Origin of the sequence: Marinobacter piscis, assembly GCF_007671655.1 — a bacterium.
Classification (GTDB): domain Bacteria; phylum Pseudomonadota; class Gammaproteobacteria; order Pseudomonadales; family Oleiphilaceae; genus Marinobacter; species Marinobacter piscensis.
The window spans coordinates 100,584-121,904 of the sequence record NZ_VCGX01000003.1; the positions used below are offsets into that span (position 1 = coordinate 100,584).

The 21,321-nt window shown below is 54.5% G+C and carries 20 protein-coding genes and 1 CRISPR repeat array; of the genes, 19 read left to right on the forward strand and 1 reads right to left on the reverse strand.

The window, feature by feature from the left end:
- The first annotated feature begins 114 nt into the window (after positions 1–114).
- The 4 genes from hemA to FFI95_RS11415 are packed head-to-tail and all read left to right on the forward strand — an operon-like array spanning position 115 to position 4,081.
- Entirely contained in the window at positions 115–1,401 is a 1,287-nt protein-coding gene (hemA, locus tag FFI95_RS11400; RefSeq protein ID WP_144822646.1) for a glutamyl-tRNA reductase, read from the forward strand.
- Positions 1,398–2,486, forward strand: a complete 1,089-nt coding sequence (gene prfA / locus FFI95_RS11405) for a peptide chain release factor 1 (protein WP_144822648.1) — start codon at positions 1,398–1,400, stop codon at positions 2,484–2,486. The genes hemA and prfA overlap by 4 nt, the downstream gene beginning before the upstream one ends.
- Positions 2,476–3,342 carry a peptide chain release factor N(5)-glutamine methyltransferase gene (prmC, locus tag FFI95_RS11410; RefSeq protein WP_144822650.1) on the forward strand — a complete coding sequence of 289 codons (867 nt, stop codon included), beginning with the start codon at positions 2,476–2,478 and terminating at the stop codon, positions 3,340–3,342. Before prfA ends, prmC begins: the two co-directional genes overlap by 11 nt.
- Entirely contained in the window at positions 3,332–4,081 is a 750-nt protein-coding gene (locus FFI95_RS11415; protein ID WP_144822652.1) for a molybdopterin-synthase adenylyltransferase MoeB, read from the forward strand. The genes prmC and FFI95_RS11415 overlap by 11 nt, the downstream gene beginning before the upstream one ends.
- 142 nt (positions 4,082–4,223) lie before the next feature.
- Here the strand turns inward: FFI95_RS11415 and phrB are convergent, their stop codons facing one another.
- Entirely contained in the window at positions 4,224–5,642 is a 1,419-nt protein-coding gene (phrB, locus tag FFI95_RS11420; RefSeq protein ID WP_144822653.1) for a deoxyribodipyrimidine photo-lyase, read from the reverse strand.
- A 101-nt stretch (positions 5,643–5,743) separates the two neighbouring features.
- Between phrB and FFI95_RS11425 the strand changes: the two genes are divergently transcribed.
- The 15 genes from FFI95_RS11425 (at position 5,744) to FFI95_RS11495 (ending at position 21,209) form a co-directional block, all read left to right on the forward strand.
- A complete protein-coding gene (locus FFI95_RS11425; protein ID WP_144822655.1) occupies positions 5,744–6,553 on the forward strand; it encodes a hypothetical protein in 810 nt (269 codons plus the stop codon).
- 17 nt (positions 6,554–6,570) lie between these two features.
- Positions 6,571–7,431 carry a mechanosensitive ion channel family protein gene (locus FFI95_RS11430; RefSeq protein WP_144822657.1) on the forward strand — a complete coding sequence of 287 codons (861 nt, stop codon included), beginning with the start codon at positions 6,571–6,573 and terminating at the stop codon, positions 7,429–7,431.
- The gene (locus FFI95_RS11435; protein ID WP_144822659.1) at positions 7,412–7,909 is read left to right on the forward strand and encodes an ATP-dependent zinc protease family protein; all 498 of its coding nucleotides are present in this window, start codon (positions 7,412–7,414) and stop codon (positions 7,907–7,909) included. Before FFI95_RS11430 ends, FFI95_RS11435 begins: the two co-directional genes overlap by 20 nt.
- Positions 7,906–8,814 carry a 30S ribosomal protein S6--L-glutamate ligase gene (rimK, locus tag FFI95_RS11440; protein WP_144822661.1) on the forward strand — a complete coding sequence of 303 codons (909 nt, stop codon included), beginning with the start codon at positions 7,906–7,908 and terminating at the stop codon, positions 8,812–8,814. Before FFI95_RS11435 ends, rimK begins: the two co-directional genes overlap by 4 nt.
- 3 nt (positions 8,815–8,817) lie before the next feature.
- Positions 8,818–9,882 carry a succinylglutamate desuccinylase/aspartoacylase family protein gene (locus FFI95_RS11445; protein WP_144822664.1) on the forward strand — a complete coding sequence of 355 codons (1,065 nt, stop codon included), beginning with the start codon at positions 8,818–8,820 and terminating at the stop codon, positions 9,880–9,882.
- A 295-nt stretch (positions 9,883–10,177) separates the two neighbouring features.
- Positions 10,178–12,463 carry a CRISPR-associated helicase Cas3' gene (gene cas3, locus FFI95_RS11450; RefSeq protein ID WP_246069503.1) on the forward strand — a complete coding sequence of 762 codons (2,286 nt, stop codon included), beginning with the start codon at positions 10,178–10,180 and terminating at the stop codon, positions 12,461–12,463.
- Positions 12,464–12,471: 8 nt separating this feature from the next.
- On the forward strand, positions 12,472–13,131 hold the full coding sequence (cas5c, locus tag FFI95_RS11455; RefSeq protein ID WP_144822666.1) for a type I-C CRISPR-associated protein Cas5c: 660 nt from the start codon (positions 12,472–12,474) through the stop codon (positions 13,129–13,131).
- Positions 13,128–14,915, forward strand: a complete 1,788-nt coding sequence (cas8c, locus tag FFI95_RS11460; protein WP_144822668.1) for a type I-C CRISPR-associated protein Cas8c/Csd1 — start codon at positions 13,128–13,130, stop codon at positions 14,913–14,915. Before cas5c ends, cas8c begins: the two co-directional genes overlap by 4 nt.
- The gene (cas7c, locus tag FFI95_RS11465) at positions 14,912–15,784 is read left to right on the forward strand and encodes a type I-C CRISPR-associated protein Cas7/Csd2 (protein ID WP_144822670.1); all 873 of its coding nucleotides are present in this window, start codon (positions 14,912–14,914) and stop codon (positions 15,782–15,784) included. The genes cas8c and cas7c overlap by 4 nt, the downstream gene beginning before the upstream one ends.
- A gap of 50 nt (positions 15,785–15,834) precedes the next feature.
- Positions 15,835–16,122 carry a DUF4258 domain-containing protein gene (locus tag FFI95_RS15595; RefSeq protein ID WP_144822672.1) on the forward strand — a complete coding sequence of 96 codons (288 nt, stop codon included), beginning with the start codon at positions 15,835–15,837 and terminating at the stop codon, positions 16,120–16,122.
- Entirely contained in the window at positions 16,123–16,347 is a 225-nt protein-coding gene (locus FFI95_RS11475) for a type II toxin-antitoxin system MqsA family antitoxin (protein ID WP_144822673.1), read from the forward strand.
- 16 nt (positions 16,348–16,363) lie between these two features.
- The gene (cas4, locus tag FFI95_RS11480) at positions 16,364–16,987 is read left to right on the forward strand and encodes a CRISPR-associated protein Cas4 (protein ID WP_144822675.1); all 624 of its coding nucleotides are present in this window, start codon (positions 16,364–16,366) and stop codon (positions 16,985–16,987) included.
- Positions 16,987–18,006 (forward strand): type I-C CRISPR-associated endonuclease Cas1c, encoded by a 1,020-nt coding sequence (gene cas1c, locus FFI95_RS11485; protein WP_144822676.1) that lies wholly within the window; start codon positions 16,987–16,989, stop codon positions 18,004–18,006. The genes cas4 and cas1c overlap by 1 nt, the downstream gene beginning before the upstream one ends.
- Positions 18,007–18,018: 12 nt before the next feature.
- Positions 18,019–18,312, forward strand: a complete 294-nt coding sequence (gene cas2 / locus FFI95_RS11490; protein WP_144822678.1) for a CRISPR-associated endonuclease Cas2 — start codon at positions 18,019–18,021, stop codon at positions 18,310–18,312.
- 177 nt (positions 18,313–18,489) lie between these two features.
- Positions 18,490–20,511: direct repeats of the CRISPR family, unit length 32 nt; unit sequence GTCGCGCCCCACGCGGGCGCGTGGATTGAAAC.
- A 254-nt stretch (positions 20,512–20,765) separates the two neighbouring features.
- Positions 20,766–21,209 (forward strand): hypothetical protein, encoded by a 444-nt coding sequence (locus tag FFI95_RS11495; protein ID WP_144822680.1) that lies wholly within the window; start codon positions 20,766–20,768, stop codon positions 21,207–21,209.
- Positions 21,210–21,321: the final 112 nt, after the last annotated feature.

The window sequence follows — 21,321 nt, forward strand, 5'->3', positions numbered from 1 at the left end:
CTTCCCGAACTGAAATGGCTTATGGGTGGCGGCTTCAGGCTCTGGTCGCTAAAATGGGCGCAAGCTTGCGCGTATTCACACAGATTTACCGGTAGAGGATTGTAGAACCAACACATGGCATTGTTGACGCTGGGAATTAATCATCGCACCGCTCCTGTTGAAATAAGGGAGCGGGTTGCGTTTACGCCTGAGCGAATGTCAGAGGCGTTTGTGGAGTTGCGGGCGGCGTCGGGCGCCAGCGAAGCCGCAATTCTTTCTACCTGCAACCGTACCGAGCTGTACCTGGCCGGCGATGACGACTGCGCACCGCTGGTGCTGCGCTGGTTAGCCGGATTTCACGATCTGGATGCCGCTGAGCTTGAGAATGTGATCTATGTGCATCGCGATGCCGATGCAGTGCGGCATATGATGCGGGTGGCGGCTGGTCTGGATTCCATGGTTCTGGGCGAGCCGCAGATTTTCGGCCAGCTGAAAGATGCCTATGCGCTTGCAAGAGAGCATGGTGGTAGTGGGTCGTTCCTGTCGCGCATGTTCGAACACACCTTCTCGGTTGCCAAACGTGTGCGCACCCAGACTGCTATCGGCGAAAACCCGGTGTCAGTTGCTTATGCCTCAGTCAGCATGGCTCACCGTATTTTCTCTGATATGTCACGCAACCGGGCATTGCTGGTCGGCGCGGGGAAAACCATTGAACTGGTTGCCCAGCACTTGTCAGACGCCGGTGTGAAAGACTTTGTGGTTGCTAACCGGACTCTGGAGCGGGCACAGGCTCTTGCTGAACCCAGGGGCGGACGGGGCATCCTGCTCTCGGAAATTGCCGACTACCTGGAAGATGTAGATATCATCATCTCCTCCACGGCAAGCCCTTTGCCTGTTCTTGGCAAGGGAACAGTGGAGCGCTCGCTCAAAAGACGTAAGCGCCGGCCATTTTTTATGGTTGATATTGCTGTTCCCAGGGACATCGAACCCGAAGTAGGTTCCCTCGCCGATGTCTATCTCTATACCGTGGATGACCTGCGCCAGGTTATTGAGGAAAACATCCGTACCCGTGAGGGGGCAGCCCGTGAAGCCGAAAACCTGATTGCCGATGGTGTACAGGAATTTGTCAGCCAGATCCGGGCCCTGGATGCTGTTTCTACACTGAAGCAGTTCCGGCAGCGAGCGGAAGTGCTGCGGGATATGGAGACGGAGAAAGCCCTGCGTGCTCTGCGCAATGGCGGAGACCCTGAAACCGCGCTGCGCAGTCTGGCACGAGGGCTGACAAACAAACTGCTCCACGAGCCATCTATCCAGGTTCGAAAGGCCACTACCGAGGGACGAACCGAGGTAACCGAGTGGCTGAGGGAGTTGCATCAGCTTGATGCAGTGGACGCAGACGCGACAACCCCGGAAAAACTATGAAACCATCCATACAGACCCGTCTTGAAACGCTTGTCGAGCGATTTGAAGAGGTGAAAGCGCTGCTCAGCGATTCTGCCACCATCTCACACCAGGACAAGTTTCGTGAACTGTCCCAGGAATTTGCTGAGATTGAGCCGGTGGTACAGTGCTTTCAATCCTGGAAAGAGTCGCTGGAAGATATTAATGCCGCCAGAGAACTGGCCAAAGATGGCGACGCCGACATGCGTGAGATGGCTGCAGAAGAGCTGGAGCTGGCCGAGCAGAGAAGCGAAGAACTGGATGCAGAGCTGCAGCGGCTGATGTTGCCTAAAGACCCGAATGATGGCAGAAACGTGTTTCTGGAAATCCGCGCCGGAGCGGGCGGTGATGAAGCCGCGATTTTTGCCGGTGACCTGTTCCGTATGTACAGCCGATATGCGGAAAGCCGGCGCTGGCGCATGGAAGTGCTGAACGAGAGCGAAGGTGAGCACGGTGGGTACAAGGAAATCATTGTCCGGGTGGCGGGCGATGCGGTTTACGGAACGCTGAAATTTGAATCCGGTGCCCATCGGGTACAGAGGGTGCCGGAAACGGAATCCCAGGGGCGTATTCACACGTCTGCCTGCACGGTTGCCGTTATGCCCGAAGCCGATGAGGCAGAGGCAATTGAAATCAACAAGGCCGACCTGCGGGTGGATACGTTTCGTTCCTCCGGCGCAGGGGGGCAGCACGTCAACAAAACAGACTCAGCTATCCGGATCACACACCTCCCGAGCGGGATAGTAGTGGAGTGTCAGGAAGAGCGTTCGCAGCATAAAAACCGTGCCAAGGCCATGAGCTTTCTGGCCTCCAGGTTACAAAACGCAGAAATTGAGCGTAAGCAGAAATCCATGGCAGAAACCCGCAAAAGCCTGGTGGGCAGTGGTGATCGTTCTGAGCGGATTCGTACCTACAATTTCCCCCAGGGCCGGGTTACAGACCACCGGATTAATCTGACACTGTATAAGCTTGATGATGTTATTGCCGGCGACCTGGATGCCGTTGTCGTGCCTTTGCGACAAGAGCACCAGGCGGAGCTTCTGGCCTCGCTTTCCGATGACCAGTAAAGCTGCGCTCACTTGTCAGACTCTGCTGGATGATGCCGTACAGCGTATTACCAGTGACAGCCCCAGGCTGGATGCCGAGTTGCTTCTTGCCCACGTAAGCGGTCTTTCCCGTACCAGCTTCCGGGCATTTCCCGAACGTAAAGTGCCGGCCCATGTGACCGATGAGTTTCAACAACTGGTTGCACAGAGGGCACAGGGAATGCCTGTGGCTTACCTTCTGGAAAGCCAGGAATTCTGGTCGCTGCCTTTAAGGGTAAGTAACAGCACACTGATCCCCCGCCCGGATACTGAATGTCTGGTTGAGCAGGCTCTGGCATTGCCGTTACCAGACGCAGCCCGTGTGATCGATCTGGGTACAGGCACAGGTGCTATCGCTCTGGCACTGAAAAGTGAGCGGCCTGAGTGGGGTGTAAGCGCCTGTGACCGGATGGACGAGGCCGTTACCCTGGCCCGGCTGAACGCCCACCAGCTGCAGCTGGAGGTTTCTGTCACCCGGAGCCACTGGTTTGCCCAGTTGCCTGCCGGCCATTTTGATCTGATTATCTCCAACCCTCCCTATGTTGCCTCTGGCGACGAGCATCTTGAAGAAGGCGATGTGCGGTTTGAACCTGCCTCTGCGCTGGTCTCCGGGACGGATGGCCTGGATGATATCCGGTTGATTATAAAAGCGGCGCCTGCGTGGCTGAATGCCGGGGGCTGGTTGTTACTGGAGCATGGGTTTGATCAGGCAGAGACAGTACAGGATCTGTTTATCAGCCAGGGCTTTGTTGGCGTGGAGTGCCGGAAGGATTACGGTGGTAACGATCGTATGACACTGGGCCAGTGGCCCCGGAAAGGAGCCTGCCATGCTAACTGATGAAGAACTCCTGCGCTTCAGTCGCCAGATACTGATACCCCGTTTTGATGTCGCCGGCCAGCAGGCGCTGAAGAGTGCCCGTGTGGTGATCGTTGGTTCTGGCGGTCTCGGTTGCCCGGTTGCGCTCTACCTTGGCTCGGCCGGGGTTGGCCACTTAACGTTGATAGACGATGATGTTATTGAGCTGCCTAATCTGCAGCGCCAGATAGCGTTTGATACCGCGCAAATTGGTGAATCTAAAGCGCAGACTCTTGCTGACCGGGTACGCAGTATCAATCCGGCGGTGTCCATTTCTGTAGTGAACCGCCGCCTGGACCAGGAAGGTTTTGCCCGTGAAGTCAGCGGCGCCAGCCTGGCTCTGGACTGCTCGGATAACTTTGCGGCGCGGTTTGGTCTGAACCGTGCCTGCGTTGCTGCGGGTGTACCCCTGATTTCCGGTGCCGCTATCCGGGGGGAGGGGCAGGTCAGCGTGTACGACAGCCGCAATTCTGAATCCCCGTGTTACCACTGTTTATACCCGGAGCAGGGCAATGAAGATCTGACCTGCTCTGAAGCCGGGGTGATTGCGCCGCTGGTGGGTATGATCGGCACTGTTCAGGCCATGGAGGCTATCAAGTTGCTTTCGGGCGTTGGTCGGCCGCTTGTTGGCCGGTTGCTGCTGCTGGATGCCTGGGAGATGCAGTGGCGTGAGATGAAGCTTGCCCGGGATCCTGATTGTCCGGTTTGTGGTCTGGCATAGTACGGGCCGGACCGAAGCGGGCGTGCAAATACTCTCCAAAACACGCTGTAAATACGTCCGTGTACGCTCGGCTCCGCCATCCCTGGCTCCGCACGGTTTTGGAGAGCCCTTCCCACACCCGCTTCTGCATTGGTTGCTCCGCCTAGTTTTTTAGTGCCTGGAACTTTGCTATTGCCTCTTTTCTGCTTTCCTTCAGGTCAACGATCGGCCTTGGGTAGCCTCCGGGGATAACGCCGCCTTTAGACGGATCGTGAATACGCTTGTTATCCAGTTTTGCCAGTTCTGGCACCCACTCCCGGATAAACTCACCCTTTGGATCAAAACGCTCGCTTTGGGTAACCGGGTTGAACACCCGGAAGTAGGGCGCGGCGTCTGTGCCAGTGGAAGCGCTCCATTGCCAGCCGCCGTTGTTGGATGCCAGAAAGCCATCTACCAGTTTTGACATGAAGTAAGCCTCGCCCAGCCGCCAGTCGATGAACAGGTTTTTAGTGAGGAACATGGCGGTGACCATGCGCAGGCGGTTGTGCATCCAGCCGGTCTGGTTGAGCTGACGCATGGCGGCGTCTACCAACGGAATGCCGGTGTTACCGGTTTTCCAGGCTTCGAAGTGGTCTTTCGGGTCGTTCCACTGTAATGCTTCGGTTTCCGGTTTGTAGGCACGGTGCATGCTGACGCGCGGGTAGTGGTACAGAGTGTGGATGTAGAAATCGCGCCAGGCGATTTCGTTGATCCAGGTCTGCAGGCCTTCGGGGTTGCCGCCCATCGCCAGTGCTTGCCGGGCAGCACTCAGGCACTGACGTCCTGAGAGAACGCCGTTGGCCAGGTATGGGGAGAGCAGACTGGTGGCATTAAAAGCGGGGAAATCTCTTTGCTCCTTGTAAGCACTGCCGTCTTCATTAAGGAAACGTTCCAGTTGTGCGTGGGCGGCGTCTTCACCGGTTTTTACCAGGGCGGGCGGCGCCACTTTAAAGGCCTCGGGTATGTCGATTATGCGTTCTGGCTTAATATCAGTATGCCGGGGCGGTGGCACCGGGTGGGGTGCTGGCAGGGCTTCCTCAATCCAGCTGCGCCAGCGCCGGGAGAATGGGGTAAATACGGAGTAAGGCTGGCCCTGACCTGTGAGAATATCACCCACTGGCGCCACAGTCTGGTCGCGGTATTTACGGGTTGCTATGCCCAGCTGGTCAAAGCGGTGCTTCAGGGCTTTGTCGCGCCTGCGCTCATTAAAGCCGTACTCTTCATTGAAATGAATCTGGCACACATCATGTTGGCGGCAATGATGTTCCAGCGCCGACAGGCTGTCAGAGAACCGCTGGGCATAAATAAAAGAAAGCGGAATGCCAAGCTTCGCCAGCTCCGCAGCCAGGGCATTGGCGTGGGCAATCACAAAATGCACCCGTGCCGGTGACCAGTCGTGTTCCTGCCACTGAGCCGGCGTGAGGATAAAACAGGCCCGAACGCCAGAGGCGTTATCCGGCCGGGAGGCTGTTTTGCAGGCCGCAATAAGAGCAACGTTGTCGGCTGTTCGCAGGTCATTTCTGAACCAGACCAGATGTGTCATATAGTGTTCCGTATGGGGTGTGGATGGTCGCCCGGGATTACTGATTGGATTATAGTGGAGCCAAGTTTATCACCTGTCTACGTTAGGGACGTACAGCGTTTATGGTTAATGAAACTGCAGACCGGCGTGAGGGTATCTGGGCACAGCCGTACGAGCTGTCCCCCGGGGAGACTCAGTACCATAAGCTTGGGCATGTGCGGCTATGGGTAACGCTGTTAGACAAGGAGTGGCAGGTGCGTTCCGAAACCCGGGAGCCGGAAACAGCCCCAACCGGCTGGTCCGAGTCCATAGGCCACCAGCTGCCTGCTGCCAGTGTCTCGCTGGAACGCTTTGTTCGGGAAGGGGACGCATCAACAGTCACCTTCATACCCGCAGTGGCAGATCTTCCGACGGTGGTCCGGCCTTTCCACCCGCTGACTATTCCCGGCGGTACACAGTGTACGATTTACCTTGGAACGGTTGTCTGGATGAAAGTGTGTGCGGGGGATAATCAGACACCTCTGACAGAAATTTCTCTGGAAATCCCATCCCTTACCTGGGTGGGGAAAAATACCATGGAGGGGGAGCTGTGCTACGCCTCGTCAAACTTTGGCCGCCTGGTACTGGAGGCACTACCGAAGCGATCCTGGCGGGCCACCACAGCGGTTACAATCATTAATCGCAGGGCGCAGCCGTTGGTTCTGGAGCGCTTCAGTCTGCCGACACCTTTGCTGTCACTGCACCAGAATGAGCGTGGCCAGCTTTGGACACCGGGAGTGGTTGTGGAAGTAACAACCGATATGAATGCGGCAAACCTGCATGTAGACCAGAAGTTGCCGGCGGTGGCCGGGCCTTGCCGACAAGTGGCGCCGGCCCGGGAAAAAACTGTCAGGGGGCGTCTGGTACGGGCTCTTGACCGGGTGTTCGGCTAGAACTTTAAAAAGGGGCAATGAGTGTGTTTACCGATATAGCCTGGGGACAGTGGGTCAGTGCCGGTTTTCTGCTGGCGCTTGGAGCTTTTCTTGCGTCAGTGGCCGGGCGCAGTGTGACCAACGTAATGCTGAAACGCAGTTCCCGGCATCATACTGTCATGGTCCGGCGGCTGGTTTTCTATGCCATCTTTCTGCTGTTTGGTGTTGCGGCTCTTCGGGAAGCAGGATTTTCGCTGGATGTGGTGCTGGGTGCGGCGGGGATTCTTACGGTAGCCATTGGTTTTGCATCACAGACATCGGCTTCCAATATGATCAGCGGGTTATTTCTGCTTGTTGAAAAGCCTTTTGAAATTGGTGATTTCATTGAAGTGGAGTCCATCATGGGGGAAGTGGTGGGCATTGATATGCTCAGCGTAAAGCTTCGTACCAGAGATAATGTGTATGTGCGCATCCCCAACGAAACGCTGATCAAGACGCCGGTGGTTAACCGCTCCCGGTTTCCGGTTCGCAGAATTGATCTTAAGGTCGGGATTGCCTACGCCGAAGATGCCGAGAAAGTAGAAGGCCTGTTGCTGGAGCTGGCAAAAAGGAACCCTCTCTGCCTGGAAGAGCCCAAAGCCTTTGTGCTGGTCACCGCCTTTGGCCCTTCATCGGTGGATCTGCAGTTTTCCTTCTGGGTGCCAAAAAACAAAGTACTTGAAGGTAAAAGCGGTATGCTGGTAGCAACAAAGAAAGCCCTCGACCGAGCCGGCATAGAAATACCCTTCCCGCATACCAGTATTTATGCTGGCAGCCATTCCGAGCCATTCCGAGTGCAATTGCTGGCGCCGGAAAAGTCCACTGAAAAGGAACCATTGGATGTCGAAAAAAACGATTGAAGCCACCAAAACCGTAGGGCCCACACCCGCTGATAATAAAGTTGGTCTGGGCTGGCGTGAGTGGGTGGCTCTGCCAGATCTGGACATTAGCCGCATCAAGGCAAAAGTGGATACAGGAGCGCGTACTTCCTGCCTGCATACGTTCCGTATGGAACCCTACACCCGGGATGGCGAGCGTCGGGTGAAATTCTGGGTTCACCCGGTACAGAATAATATGCACGAGGTGGTTGAGTGTGATGCCCGGGTGCTGGATGAGCGCGATGTATCCGATTCCGGAGGCCATAAAGAAATGCGCCTGGTCATCGAGACAACCCTGATTGTTGGCGACCAGCGCTGGCCTGTTGAGATGACCCTCACCAACCGCGATACCATGCGTTTTCGCATGTTGCTCGGACGCACGGCAATGGCCGGCCGCGCAATGGTTTACCCTGAAGCTTCCTATATGGCCGGGGAGCCGGCCTCAAGGTCCGATACATGAAAATAGCAATCCTGTCCCGTAACCGGCATTTGTATTCCACCCGGCGTCTGGTGGAAGAGGGGGTTAATCGTGGTCATGAGGTGAAGGTAATCGATTGTCTTCACTGTTCCATGAACATTACCTCCGCGAATCCCCAGATTCATTATCACGAGGAAGTTCTGGAAGGTTTTGATGTGGCCATTCCCCGCATCGGTGCCTCCGTTACCTTTTATGGAACGGCAGTGCTGCGCCAGTTTGAAATGATGGGTGTGTTCCCGGTGAATGAATCGGTTGCCATCAGCCGCTCCCGGGATAAATTACGTTCCTTGCAGTTGCTTGCCCGCAAAGGCGTGGGCATGCCGGTAACCGGCTTTGCAAACAAGCCCGATAACGTGCCTGAGCTGCTGAAAATGGTGGGCGGAGCCCCTGTGGTTATCAAGTTGTTGCAGGGAACCCAGGGCATTGGTGTGGTGCTGGCGGAAACCCGCAAAGCGGCAGAGAGTGTGATTGAGGCGTTTATGGGCCTCAAAGCCGACATTCTTGTGCAGGAGTTCATCAAAGAGGCAGGCGGTGCCGATATCCGTTGTTTTGTGATTGGGGACAAAGTAATTGCCGCCATGAAGCGTCAGGGTGCAGAGGGAGAATTCCGTTCCAACCTGCACCGGGGCGGAAGCGCCTCCCTGGTGCGAATTACGCCGGCCGAGCGTAAAACGGCCATTACAGCGGCCAAAGCCATGGGACTGAATGTGGCCGGTGTGGACTTGCTGCGCTCCAGCCGCGGGCCTTTGGTTATGGAGGTGAACTCTTCACCGGGCCTGGAAGGCATTGAGAATGCAACCGGCAAGAATGTCGCGGGAATGATCGTGGACTGGATCGAAAAAAACCAGAAGCCCTGGAAAACCCGCACCAAGGGCGGCAGAGGGTAACCTATGGCCAGAGGCCCATTTGAAATTGCAGGACACCAGGTTGAACCCGGAAGCCGGGAAATGGTGGAGATTCCGGTAGCAAAGCTTTACACCCACACACCCCTGAATATACCGGTTGAGGTTGTTCATGGCCGCCGTGATGGCCCGGTGTTAATGGTGTGCGGGGCCATTCATGGTGACGAAATCAATGGGGTTGAAATCATTCGCCGGGTTCTGAACAACTCTGCCTTGCGGCATTTGCGCGGGACTCTGGTTGCGGTGCCGATTGTGAATATTTTCGGCTTTGTGCAGCGTACTCGGTACCTGCCGGACCGCCGCGACCTGAACCGTTGTTTTCCGGGCACTGAGTCCGGCTCACTGGGGGCCAGAATAGCTTACCTGCTGCGCACGCAGATCATGGAAAAGGTGACTCACATTATCGACCTGCACACAGGCGCAATGCACCGCTTCAACCTTCCACAGATCCGGGCCCAACTGAAAAACCCGGAAACCACACGCATGGCAGAAGCCTTCGGAGCGCCGGTTATTATCAACTCCGGGCTTCGCGATGGCAGCCTCAGAGCCTACGCCGACTCCAGGGATATTCCGGTGATTACATTTGAGGGCGGCGAAGCCCTGCGCTTTGACGGTGTTGTGATCGGAAGCGGTGTAAAGGGCGTGATGCGGGTAATGCGTGAACTGGAAATGGTGCCCAGAAAGAAAAGCCCCAAAGCATCGAAAAAGCGCTCTGAAATAGCGGCAAACTCACAGTGGGTGAGAACCGATACCGACGGCATTATGCGCCCCGTTGCCCAGCTGGGCCAGAAAGTCCGTAAAGGCCAGAAGCTGGCCATCGTCGCTAACCCGTTTGGTGAGTCTGAAACCGCGATCACCTCGCCTTGTTCGGGGATTGTGATCTGCGTAAATAATCTGCCGCTGGTAAACGAAGGTGAGGCAATTTACCACATCGCCCGCTTTGACGAACTGAGCGAGGCCGAGAAAGCCATGGATTATTTCCGCAGCTCTTTTGATGCAGAAACCAGCGAAGCTGTTATGCCTGTGCATCCGTGGGATGAGCAGTCTAAATAAATTAAGGGGTGCCGTAACGATACGGTAAGAGGATTGTTCACTGTGCCATCGCCATAAAGGCGGTGGCAAATTGTTGTTCAACAAGTGGAAAAACAAAAGATATGTAGCTAGTGTGGTCGGACGGTAGATGGTATTACAAGGAAGGAGTGTACGTGAGCTGTTTTGATTGGATTTCTATTCAGCCTAGTCGATCCCGCAAAGCCAACCCCCAAATGAATGAACCAGAGGCCCAGACTGTCTTTTCGTGAGAAATCACGCAGTGGTCGGGCAGCAGGTATAAGTTTCGGGGGACTAAATGAGAATGTTGCATGAGTGCGATTATGTCGCGCATGTGAAAATGGACGAGCACGGTGAAGGCTGGCTGGAGCCTCATGTACTGGAGGCTCATCTCCATAAAGTTGCAAAGCTCAGTGGTGCGAAAGCAGATGAATTCCAATCGGCTGGCTGGGGAACTGCTGCAGGCCTTTGGCATGACCTTGGGAAATTTCGTCCCGCTTTCCAGCAATACATTCGCGATGCATCCGGCTACGAGCGTGAGAACGCCCATGTCGAAGGGCCAAAAAGAGTGACGCATTCGACGGCAGGTGCGGTTCACGCGATTAACCAGTGGCCATCGGTGCCAGGCCATATCATTGCGTACCTCATTGCCGGGCATCACGCGGGATTGCCTGACTGGCTTGGGAACCAGGGCTCCCTGCAGTTTCGTTTACAGAACGCAGGAGACGAATACTCTGAGGCGATGAGTGTTGAGATCCCCGAGCATCTTCTGATCGCTGACCAACCCGCAATTCCTGCCCCGGCCAGAGATCCAGATTCCATCAGCCTCTGGATGCGGTTATTGTTTTCCTGCCTGGTGGATGCAGATTTTCTGGATACTGAGAGTTATATGGCTCCAGAGCGAGTTGGGCAACGAAAGCAGTTGCCTACGTTGTCGGAGCTTCATCCTGTATTTTTCAAGAAAATGAAAGATCTGCAAACAAACGCAGATGACACGCCATTGAACAGAACCCGGAAAACGATATTTGATGCCTGCCATCACAGTGCGGCTGAAGTATCAGGGCTTTTCAGCCTGACGGTACCTACCGGTGGCGGAAAGACTCTCGCCAGCCTTGGGTTTGCCCTGGAGCATGCCAGACTGCATGGAAAGTCCCGGATTATCTATGCGATTCCGTTCACCAGCATCATAGAACAAAATGCCAGCGTATTTCGTCATTTTCTTGGCGAGACTGCTGTTCTCGAGCACCACAGCAGTCTTGATGTCGACCCGGCCGCAGAAAGTGCAGGCTCAAGGCTGGCTGCTGAAAACTGGGATGCGCCGTTGATTGTTACCACCAACGTTCAACTATTCGAGTCATTGTTTGCCAGCCGAACCAGCCGTTGTCGAAAATTGCATAACATTGTGAACAGCGTGATTGTTCTGGACGAGGCGCAACAAATACCCAGAGATTTTCATGAGCCCATCACTCGAGTGATGCAGCAGATGGCTGATTACTTTGGTGTGACCTGGTTATTGTGTACAGCCACTCAGCCGGATCTGGGCAAGCAAGCAGACCCCTTTGGCAGAGTCTTGCATACAGGACTGGGTAAGGTCCGGGAAATAATTCCGGAGCCTGCGCAGCTTGCGAGCGAGCTGAAGCGAGTAGAAATAGAAATGCCGTCAGACCCAGACGAAACAACATCCTGGGAGTCACTGGCTAACCAACTGTCGGGAGAGCCATGTGCTCTGGTGGTGGTTAACAAGCGTCAGGATGCGAGAACCCTCTTTGGGCTGCTTCCCGACGACGGCGATACTTATCATCTCTCTGCAAATATGTGTGCCGAACATCGCTCCGGTGTTTTAAAGGAAATTCGTAACAAGCTCTCTGAACGCCAGGCGGGATCAACATGTCCCCTGCGCGTCGTCAGCACCCAACTGATTGAGGCTGGGGTAGATGTGGACTTCCCCGTTGTTTATCGCGCCATGGCGGGCCTGGACTCCATCGCTCAGGCGGCAGGACGCTGTAACCGTGAAGGGCGCTTATCCTGTGGGCGCGTTGTGGTGTTTCAGCCAGAACAGCTCCCTCCACCTGGTTTTCTGAGGCAAGCTGCACAAGTAACAACAAAGCTGCTGCGTAGTGGGCAGTTGGGCGATCCACTGAGTCCCCAAGCGATACAGGCCTTTTTTAGCGATCTCAATGCTCAGGGCGATCGTGACAAGCATGGGATTTGCCAGCTTTTAAAAGCGGACAACACTCCCGATACGCCTCTGGGTATTCAGTTTCGGGAAGCGGCAGACAAATTTCGGCTCATTAATGATGTGGGCGTTGGGGTTATTGTTCCTTTCTGCCCCGACCGGTATGAAGAAACACCTATCGACCAATGGCTGACTATGCTGGAGCAGGATGGCTCTTTGAAGTGGGTTCACCGGAAATTACAGAGATACAGCGTTACATTGCCGGAGTCACTTGCGAAACAGCTATATGGAATGGGAGCTATTTACGAGAGAGCCGGGAAATTTGTTGTTGAGTCCAGTCACTACCACTCGGTTTGGGGCGTTCAGGCACCGGACAGCCTGATCCCTGCTGAATCAACCGTTATATAGGAGGCCTTATGGCATTTTGCCTGGAAGTCAGTGGAGAGTTCGCCTGCTTTACAAGGCCAGAAATGAAGGTAGAGCGGGTGAGCTACGACGTGATCACTCCGTCGGCCGCGCGGGCTATTTTTGAGGCGATTTTGTGGAAACCGGCTATTCAGTGGCAGATAACCAAAATAGAAGTGCTTAACCCTATTAAATGGATGAACCTACGGCGTAATGAAGTGGAATCCATAGTGTCCACGCGAACGGCGAAGACGGCCATGAATAGTGGGGAAGGGCACTTGGGTATTTACGTAGACGAACAGCGTCAGCAGCGGGCCAGCCTGCTTCTGAAAGATGTGCGCTACCGACTCCACGGTGAGTTTCAACTGACAGAAAATGCTGGTCCCCAGGATTCTGCGGCGAAATTTGCGGATATGTTCCGGCGTCGCGCCGAAAAAGGGCAGTGCTTCAACCAGCCTTATCTGGGATGTCGTGAATTCAGTTGCGACTTCACTCTGGTGGATGCCGCAGACGGTCCTGACCCCATTCAGGAATCACCAGATTTTGGGTTCATGCTGTATGACCTCGATTATTCTGATCCGACTTCACCGCAGCCTTTGTTCTTTCGGGCAAAAATGAAAAATGGCGTGGTGGAAGTGCCTGACCGACATAGTGGGGAGGTTAGGGGATGATCCTTCAGGCCCTTTGCGAATACTACGACCGAAGACAAGCAGCAGGAAACCCTTTACCACCCTTAGGGTTTCAGGAAAAGGAAATTCCGTTTGTCATCGTGTTAAGCCCGGACGGTAAATTTGTTCAGTTAAAGGACACCCGCGAGTTCCAGGAAAAAGGCAAGGCCATCGCGAAGACATTCACGGTTCCTCAAGGGACCAAACGCACTGGTGCCAAGTCATATGAAACGGCTTACTGCCTCTGGGATCATTTTGGTTATGTGTTGGGCCAGCCAAAAGTAACCAGGCCGGGGACGACACCCTCTGCGAAAGAAGTGAGCATGGCGGAAAAGCAGCATCAGGCTTTCGTGGATCTTGTGGACCGGCTGTATGCCGACTTACCGAACGATGAGGGCGTCCGAGCCGTTCACGACTTTCTGCATGGCGAGGCTGAAAAAGAAAAAGTCCGACAGTCTGCCGAGTTTCAGGAATGCCTGAAAATTTCCGGGTGTAATCTCACGTTTCAGTTGAGTACTGAGAACTATCTTGTCTGTCAATCGCCAGGTGTTCGGCAATGGATTGCTGAGCAGCCCCTGGATGCTGAAAACCAGGATGGGATCTGCCTGGTAACCGGCGAGCAAACCAAAATTGCACGCCTGCACCCGGCCGTAAAAGGCGTTTGGGGAGCCCAGATGGCCGGCGCCAATATAGTGTCCTTCAATATCGACTCCTTCAATTCCTGGGGAAAGGACAAAGGTAACAATGCGCCAATAGGCGAAGAAGCAGCTTTTAAATATACCACGGCCCTCAATCAGCTGTTGCGAACCAACAGTCCTCAACGGCTCCAGCTTAACGACACCTCAGTGGTCTGGTGGTCGTCAGGCGACAACTTGCTTGAAAATAATTTCCAGGCATTCTTTAACGATGCATCCAAAGATGACCCGGATAAAGGTACCCGAGCTGTCAGACAACTGCTTGAGAGTATTCACACAAGTGCCTTTATGAAAGGTTCTGGCACAGAACGCTTTTACCTTCTGGGTTTATCCCCCAACGCGGCCCGGATTGCGGTGCGCTTTTGGCAGGTAGGTACTGTTGCTGAATTCAGCCAACAATTGGCCCAGTGGTTCCGGGATATAGAAATTGCCAGCAAAAATGAAGATTACCCACCGTTAAAACCACTACTGCGATCAACGGCGCTGCTTGGGAAAGATGAAAACCTGCCACCTCATCTGGTGGGTGAAACGGTGCGGACGATCCTCATGGGGTTGCCTTTACCGGCGAGCCTTATGCAAAGCATCATCAAGCGCATCAAAGCTGAGCAGGGCGAGGTTTCGCCATACCGGGCGCGATTAATCAAAGCCTTCCTGAACCGCTCTTACCGTCATCAGAATCACATCAATAAGGAAGTGACCATGGCCTACAACCCTGAAGAAAAGCGGATTGGTTATCGTCTGGGATGTCTGTTTGCCGTGCTGGAAAAGCTGCAATCAGATGCCAATCCGGGACTCAACGCGACCATCCGTGATCGTTACTACAGCAGCGCCAGCTGCAATCCAAAATCGGTGTTTGGCACCTTGATGAGGCTGCATGCCCACCATTTGAAAAAGCTGCCTCACCAAGGCCAGCGAGTGGTCGCGGAAAAACGCATTGCTGAAATAATGGCGGATATAAACGAGTTTCCAGCCCACCTCAGTCTTGAACAGCAGGGGCTATTCGCCATTGGCTATTACCATCAACGCCAGGCGCTTTTCACCAAGCAAGCTAAAGACGAAATACCTCATGAATCTGAAGGAGTTGAAGCATGAGCCTGAACAACCGTTACGAGTTTGTATACCTCTTCGATGTGAAAGACGGCAACCCGAATGGAGACCCGGATGCTGGCAACCTTCCGCGTGTGGATGCCGAAACAGGGCAAGGACTGGTCACAGATGTGTGCCTGAAGCGCAAGGTCCGCAACTATGTTGGAATGGTAAAAGAAGAAACCCCGCCATTCGAGATTTATATCAAGGAAAAGGCGGTACTGAACAAAAACAACCTGAGAGCATATGAAGCACTTGAGTTAAAACATACATCAAAGAAGCTACCCAAGAAAGAAGAAGATGCCAGAAATGTAACCCAATGGATGTGTCAGAACTTCTTTGATATCCGAACATTTGGTGCCGTGATGTCTACCGACGTGAATACTGGTCAGGTTCGAGGACCTGTTCAAATGAATTTCGCCCGGAGCGTCGAGCCTGTGGTGAGTGCCGAGCACAGCATTACCAGAATGGCCGTAACCACCGAAAAAGAAGCCGAAGCCCAGAGTGGTGACAATCGCACTATGGGTCGAAAGTTCACAATCCCCTATGGCCTTTATCGTTGCCACGGTTTCATCTCGGCAAATTTGGCCAGGCAGACCGGCTTTGGCGAAGAAGATCTTGAGCTGTTCTGGGAAGCACTTGTAAATATGTTTGATCACGACCGGTCAGCCAGCCGGGGAGAAATGTCACCCTGTGCCTTGTTGGTGTTTAAGCATGATTCAGCGCTTGGGAATGCTCCGGCCCGAAAGCTGTTTGAACTGATTGATGTGAAGCGAAAAACAGAAGGCCCTGCCCGTGACTTCAGTGATTATGAGGTGACTATTAATGAAGAGAAATTGCCAGCCGGGGTAAAGCTGGCCAAATACCTGGACTAGTCGAAGTGTCTGCCCGATAAAGTATTGATATTCAGGAGTTGATTTCAAGGATGAAGCAATGCACATCAGTCAAGTTCAGTGGCCACGCGCTCAGGCGAATGTTTGATAGAAAGTTGTCTACCGAGGAAGTCATATTCACTATTCAGACTGGAGAAACGATAATCGGCTACCCTGATGATAAGCCGTACCCCAGTGAGTTGCGGCTTGGGTGGGTGAGCGATAAGCCTGTTCATGTTGTTGTTGCACAGAATCAGGAGAACAATGAGTGTTATGTGATAACTGCTTATGTGCCGTCGTCAGAAATCTGGAGTGATGACTTTAAAATCAGGAGAAACTGAATGAAATGTTCAATCTGTAAAACAGGGGTGACCCATCCAGGTACTACCACAGTCACTTTGACCCGTGGAGAAGCGACCATCGTTGTCAAAAATGTGCCCGCTGAGGTTTGCGATAACTGCGGTGAGTATTACCTGGACGATGCTACTTCCACAAAAATTCTGAGCATGGCAGAAGAAGCCATAAAGCAGAATCATGAGGTGGAAGTAATTCAGTTTGCCGCCTGATAGAAGGCCTCCGACTATGCAAGATGAAAAGCTCATACCGCTTTCTGCGTTGCAACACTACGCTTTTTGCCCTCGGCAATGCGCCCTCATACACAATGAGCAGGTCTGGGCCGAGAACTGGCTGACGGCGCAGGGGCAGGTGTTACATCAGCGTGTAGACCGGGGCGAACCGGAAACCCGAAAGGGTATTCGGTATGAGCGAGGTGTGCAGGTCAGTGCAGAGTCGCTGGGAATAACCGGCAAGCTGGACCTGGTAGAGATTGAGCTTTCTACCGGAAATATGAAGCCGGTTGAATATAAAAGAGGCAAGCCCAAACGGGACAGCTGGGATCGTATTCAGCTTTGTGCACAGGGGCTTTGCCTTGAGGAAATGCAGGGCAAGCCTGTTCTCTCGGGCGCGCTTTGGTACTGGCAAACCCGGCATAGGGATGAGGTTGAGTTCACGGTCGAACTGAAGGAGGAGACGTTGGCGGCAATCAGCGGGGTAAGGGACTTGCTTGCTAGTGGGCAGACGCCGAAAGCGGTTTATGAAAAGAAGTGTGACGCCTGCTCACTTTTTGATTTGTGTAACCCGAAGCTGCTAGGAAGAGACCGAAGTGCCCGCTATGTAGAAGATCTGTTCAATGAGGTGGATGAGTAGTGAAAAAACTCCAGAACAGTCTGTACATTACCCGGCAGGGCTCTTATGTGCATAAAGAACGAGAGACCGTTGTCATTGAACATGAACGCAAAAAACTGATGCAGGTGCCAATTCACTCGGTTTCCGGACTGTTTTGCTTTGGCAATGTCCTTGTTTCACCTGCGCTTATGGGATTTTGCGGAGAGAAAGGCGTAAACCTGGCGTTCTTTACCGAATATGGCCGTTTTTACGGCAGGCTGCAGGGGAGAAGATCGGGGAATGTCCTGCTGCGCCGAGCACAGTACAGTGCGGATGAAACTACCAGTCTTGAAATCGCCCGGTCCATCGTTGCCGCGAAGTTGGTAGGAAGTCGCAACGTATTATTGAGGCAACAGCGCAATCATGGTGTTACGGACTCGTTATCCCAAGCAATAAAGCATCTTTCAACCTCCATTCGGTTGGCAAAAAACGTTGATAACCTGAGCTCCCTCCGTGGCATTGAGGGTGATGCAGCAGCAAGATATTTTGCTGTATTCGGAGAGTTGATCAATGCCGGCTCCCGTGAAGAGTTCCATTTTACTGGCAGAAACAGGCGGCCACCTCGCGATCCGGTTAACGCCATGCTGTCATTTGTTTATGCGATTGTTGGTCAGGACATTAGCGCTGCGCTGAATGGCGTGGGGCTGGACCCACAAGTGGGGTTTTTGCACGCAGACCGTCCGGGGCGGGACAGTCTGGCCCAGGATCTGCTCGAGGAGTTTCGGCCTTGGCTGGCGGACCGGTTGGTTTTGAGTCTGATCAATCGTAAGCAGTTGCGAGCAAAAGATTTTGTTACAGAATCTTCTGGCGCTGTCCGAATGTCTGACGAAGCTCGCAAGATACTGCTCGTCAGTTACCAGGAGAGGAAGCAACAGGAGTTAATGCATCCGTTCCTTAAAGAAAAAGTGCCCATCGGGATTATCCCTCATATTCAGGCAATGTTATTGGCCCGCCACCTCAGACAGGATTTGGATAAGTACCCACCGTGCGTCATGCGTTAGGAGTAACTCATCATGATGGTTCTGGTCACCTACGATATTTCAATGGAAGATCCGGAAGGCGCTGGCCGCTTAAGGCGAGTGGCTAAAGCGTGCCTGGATTATGGCGTGCGGGTTCAGTATTCCGTGTTTGAATGTGAGGTTGATGCTGCTCAGTGGACGTTTTTAAGGGATGAGCTGTTGAGTCTCTATAATGAAGAGAAAGATAGTCTCAGGTTTTATAAACTGGGAAAGAACTGGAAAAATCGAATTGAACACCATGGAGCAAAGCCAGCTCCGGATATTTTCCGGGATGCGATGATTCTGTAATCGCTAACCGACAGTGCTCATTAAAAATCCGGGATGTTAGCGAAAGGTCAGGACCTGTATGGTGCCTGGCCTTTCGTGTTTATAGCACTTTCTGCATAGCCGGCCATTCAAGTTGCCGGTGGTGTTAGCGAGAATATAGGAATGGCTCCTTCGAACTCAATCAGTTACGCTGGAGCGGTCGCGCCCCACGCGGGCGCGTGGATTGAAACCTTCTGCGAGTCAGAGAACTGGATGCCGAAGCGGCGTCGCGCCCCACGCGGGCGCGTGGATTGAAACACGCAATCCGAGAAGGACTACTCTCACCACTGGCCGTCGCGCCCCACGCGGGCGCGTGGATTGAAACTCCGGTAAATATGTCAAAGTCGGGCTTTAACGGGTCGCGCCCCACGCGGGCGCGTGGATTGAAACCAGATATCACAAGAGCGGGTTTCGTTGGTCGCATGTCGCGCCCCACGCGGGCGCGTGGATTGAAACAGAACGCGCAAGCCGTTGATGTCATCGCCGACGGCGTCGCGCCCCACGCGGGCGCGTGGATTGAAACCATCGTCCAGCCTGAATGGCGGGCAATCAGCTGTGTCGCGCCCCACGCGGGCGCGTGGATTGAAACGGCTCAACCTCAATCTCCACATCGTCCGGGTTCGTCGCGCCCCACGCGGGCGCGTGGATTGAAACAGCACAAAGCAGCTCTGGCTTCGGGTGTGCGCTGGTCGCGCCCCACGCGGGCGCGTGGATTGAAACACCTGGGGCAGGTCTTGATATACAACGACATCGATGTCGCGCCCCACGCGGGCGCGTGGATTGAAACAAGGGTGTCTGTTGACCACTCACTCATGAAGGCGTCGCGCCCCACGCGGGCGCGTGGATTGAAACCAGGGGTTGCCGGGCGTTTGCCCGCCGCCCTTGTTGTCGCGCCCCACGCGGGCGCGTGGATTGAAACTGCTCAAGCTGCGACTGCCATGTTGCTTGCTCACGTCGCGCCCCACGCGGGCGCGTGGATTGAAACCCATCACGTCGCCATCAAGTGACGGCGCCTGCATCGTCGCGCCCCACGCGGGCGCGTGGATTGAAACTGGCGCACCTCCCGGATGAGAGCCACGGCATGGCGTCGCGCCCCACGCGGGCGCGTGGATTGAAACAAATCTGGAGTCATCCATAGCGGCAATGGATGAGCGTCGCGCCCCACGCGGGCGCGTGGATTGAAACCTGAAGTGACACCATCATTTGACAAACATCGCCCGTCGCGCCCCACGCGGGCGCGTGGATTGAAACATCTTCGATATTTATGCCGCAGTCCCTGGCCATCGTCGCGCCCCACGCGGGCGCGTGGATTGAAACCGAATATCCACGATCACGGCGGATTGCGCCTGCAGGTCGCGCCCCACGCGGGCGCGTGGATTGAAACTCTTTTCAGGCGCTCTGTCATGCCGCACCCCCGCGTCGCGCCCCACGCGGGCGCGTGGATTGAAACCTGTCCCTTTTTATGTTTTCGTGACATGTCACGGTGTCGCGCCCCACGCGGGCGCGTGGATTGAAACGGCGGGGGTGATATTTATAATCACCGATTGTGGAGTCGCGCCCCACGCGGGCGCGTGGATTGAAACTGGGCTTACCGACACCGGTAGAGTGATACCGGCAAGTCGCGCCCCACGCGGGCGCGTGGATTGAAACCAGTCCGAGTTTTCTGCCTCTTTTTCGAACTCCGGTCGCGCCCCACGCGGGCGCGTGGATTGAAACCCACTCTCTCGTGGATATCTGCCATATGTTGAGCCGTCGCGCCCCACGCGGGCGCGTGGATTGAAACACGCGGGGCATGATCTCATCGCAGAAGCCGAATCAAGTCGCGCCCCACGCGGGCGCGTGGATTGAAACCGTTCTGGCTGCGCTTGATTGCCTTTGCGGTGCGTCGCGCCCCACGCGGGCGCGTGGATTGAAACATCAGATCACCTCAATACTTGCCACGCTCTGCCCGTCGCGCCCCACGCGGGCGCGTGGATTGAAACAGTGGCACAGGGGCTCCGTAGACCGTACCCCCAAAGTCGCGCCCCACGCGGGCGCGTGGATTGAAACTTGCACCGTGGGTGGATCACCACTTCGTCAAACGGTCGCGCCCCACGCGGGCGCGTGGATTGAAACCGGAAGTGCAGCGCCGCACCCATAATCGCCCCGGGTCGCGCCCCACGCGGGCGCGTGGATTAAAACTTTGTTTGGATTAGGAGTCTGCGCAGCAGAAGCCACTTTCTAACACAATAAGTGGAAAGTCTTCAGCAGCGGCAAAACTAATGGGAGCGCCCTCCTGCCCGTATTCGCCCGACCAGGAATTGTTCCCTCCCCCGAGCCTGAACGGGTAGCTGGCTGAGAGGCATTTTGTCAGCGATGTCGTCGAGGAACTGGATTTATACACAAGCGTGTACTGTCCTGCAAACGCAGCCAATTTGGTTATCAGGGAGAGCATAGTGACAAACACAGAGAAAACTACTGGGCTCGACAGCTTCACCCGGAAATATCTGTATGTGTTGGCCGGCCTGGCGCTGGTGGGTTTTGTTTTATGGTTAGGCAGCTACGACTTCCGCGTCGGTGAAATCAATTCCGTACTGGAAGCGGATTCAGAGCTGGCCGCCTATCCCTTTCCATTTCGTGTGCTAACGTTGGAAAATGGCGTGGCGCGCATGAGCAGTTCACGCTCGGCCCAGCTGTCGGTCATTCAATCACTACGTGTGATGTTTCCCGAACTGCAGCAAAAAGATCCCATGTCTGACGAAATGATGGCAGCACAAGTAGAGTTGGCGCGTCTGCAGTCACGCGCCGCTGAGTTGGTAACAAAGGAGTCGGATGTAACATCGGTAAGGTGGGTGCTGGATAAAGCTTGGCTGGCAAAGCGCGGGATTTACGTGGAGTAGCCTGGCGATTTTATTCACCCATGCAGGAAACTCTGAAATGAAGGAGCTGCGGTCATACTTGGCACCTTCACGGCCTGGTGTGCCTGGATGAGTCAGATGTTCAGGCAACATG

Coding starts and splice junctions, on each gene's coding strand:
- hemA (WP_144822646.1), top strand. CDS start 115: ATGGCATTGTTGACGCTGGGAATTAATCATCGCACCGCTCCTGTTGAA.
- prfA (WP_144822648.1), top strand. CDS start 1,398: ATGAAACCATCCATACAGACCCGTCTTGAAACGCTTGTCGAGCGATTT.
- prmC (WP_144822650.1), top strand. CDS start 2,476: ATGACCAGTAAAGCTGCGCTCACTTGTCAGACTCTGCTGGATGATGCC.
- FFI95_RS11415 (WP_144822652.1), top strand. CDS start 3,332: ATGCTAACTGATGAAGAACTCCTGCGCTTCAGTCGCCAGATACTGATA.
- phrB (WP_144822653.1), bottom strand. CDS start 5,642: ATGACACATCTGGTCTGGTTCAGAAATGACCTGCGAACAGCCGACAAC.
- FFI95_RS11425 (WP_144822655.1), top strand. CDS start 5,744: ATGGTTAATGAAACTGCAGACCGGCGTGAGGGTATCTGGGCACAGCCG.
- FFI95_RS11430 (WP_144822657.1), top strand. CDS start 6,571: ATGAGTGTGTTTACCGATATAGCCTGGGGACAGTGGGTCAGTGCCGGT.
- FFI95_RS11435 (WP_144822659.1), top strand. CDS start 7,412: ATGTCGAAAAAAACGATTGAAGCCACCAAAACCGTAGGGCCCACACCC.
- rimK (WP_144822661.1), top strand. CDS start 7,906: ATGAAAATAGCAATCCTGTCCCGTAACCGGCATTTGTATTCCACCCGG.
- FFI95_RS11445 (WP_144822664.1), top strand. CDS start 8,818: ATGGCCAGAGGCCCATTTGAAATTGCAGGACACCAGGTTGAACCCGGA.
- cas3 (WP_246069503.1), top strand. CDS start 10,178: ATGAGAATGTTGCATGAGTGCGATTATGTCGCGCATGTGAAAATGGAC.
- cas5c (WP_144822666.1), top strand. CDS start 12,472: ATGGCATTTTGCCTGGAAGTCAGTGGAGAGTTCGCCTGCTTTACAAGG.
- cas8c (WP_144822668.1), top strand. CDS start 13,128: ATGATCCTTCAGGCCCTTTGCGAATACTACGACCGAAGACAAGCAGCA.
- cas7c (WP_144822670.1), top strand. CDS start 14,912: ATGAGCCTGAACAACCGTTACGAGTTTGTATACCTCTTCGATGTGAAA.
- FFI95_RS15595 (WP_144822672.1), top strand. CDS start 15,835: ATGAAGCAATGCACATCAGTCAAGTTCAGTGGCCACGCGCTCAGGCGA.
- FFI95_RS11475 (WP_144822673.1), top strand. CDS start 16,123: ATGAAATGTTCAATCTGTAAAACAGGGGTGACCCATCCAGGTACTACC.
- cas4 (WP_144822675.1), top strand. CDS start 16,364: ATGCAAGATGAAAAGCTCATACCGCTTTCTGCGTTGCAACACTACGCT.
- cas2 (WP_144822678.1), top strand. CDS start 18,019: ATGATGGTTCTGGTCACCTACGATATTTCAATGGAAGATCCGGAAGGC.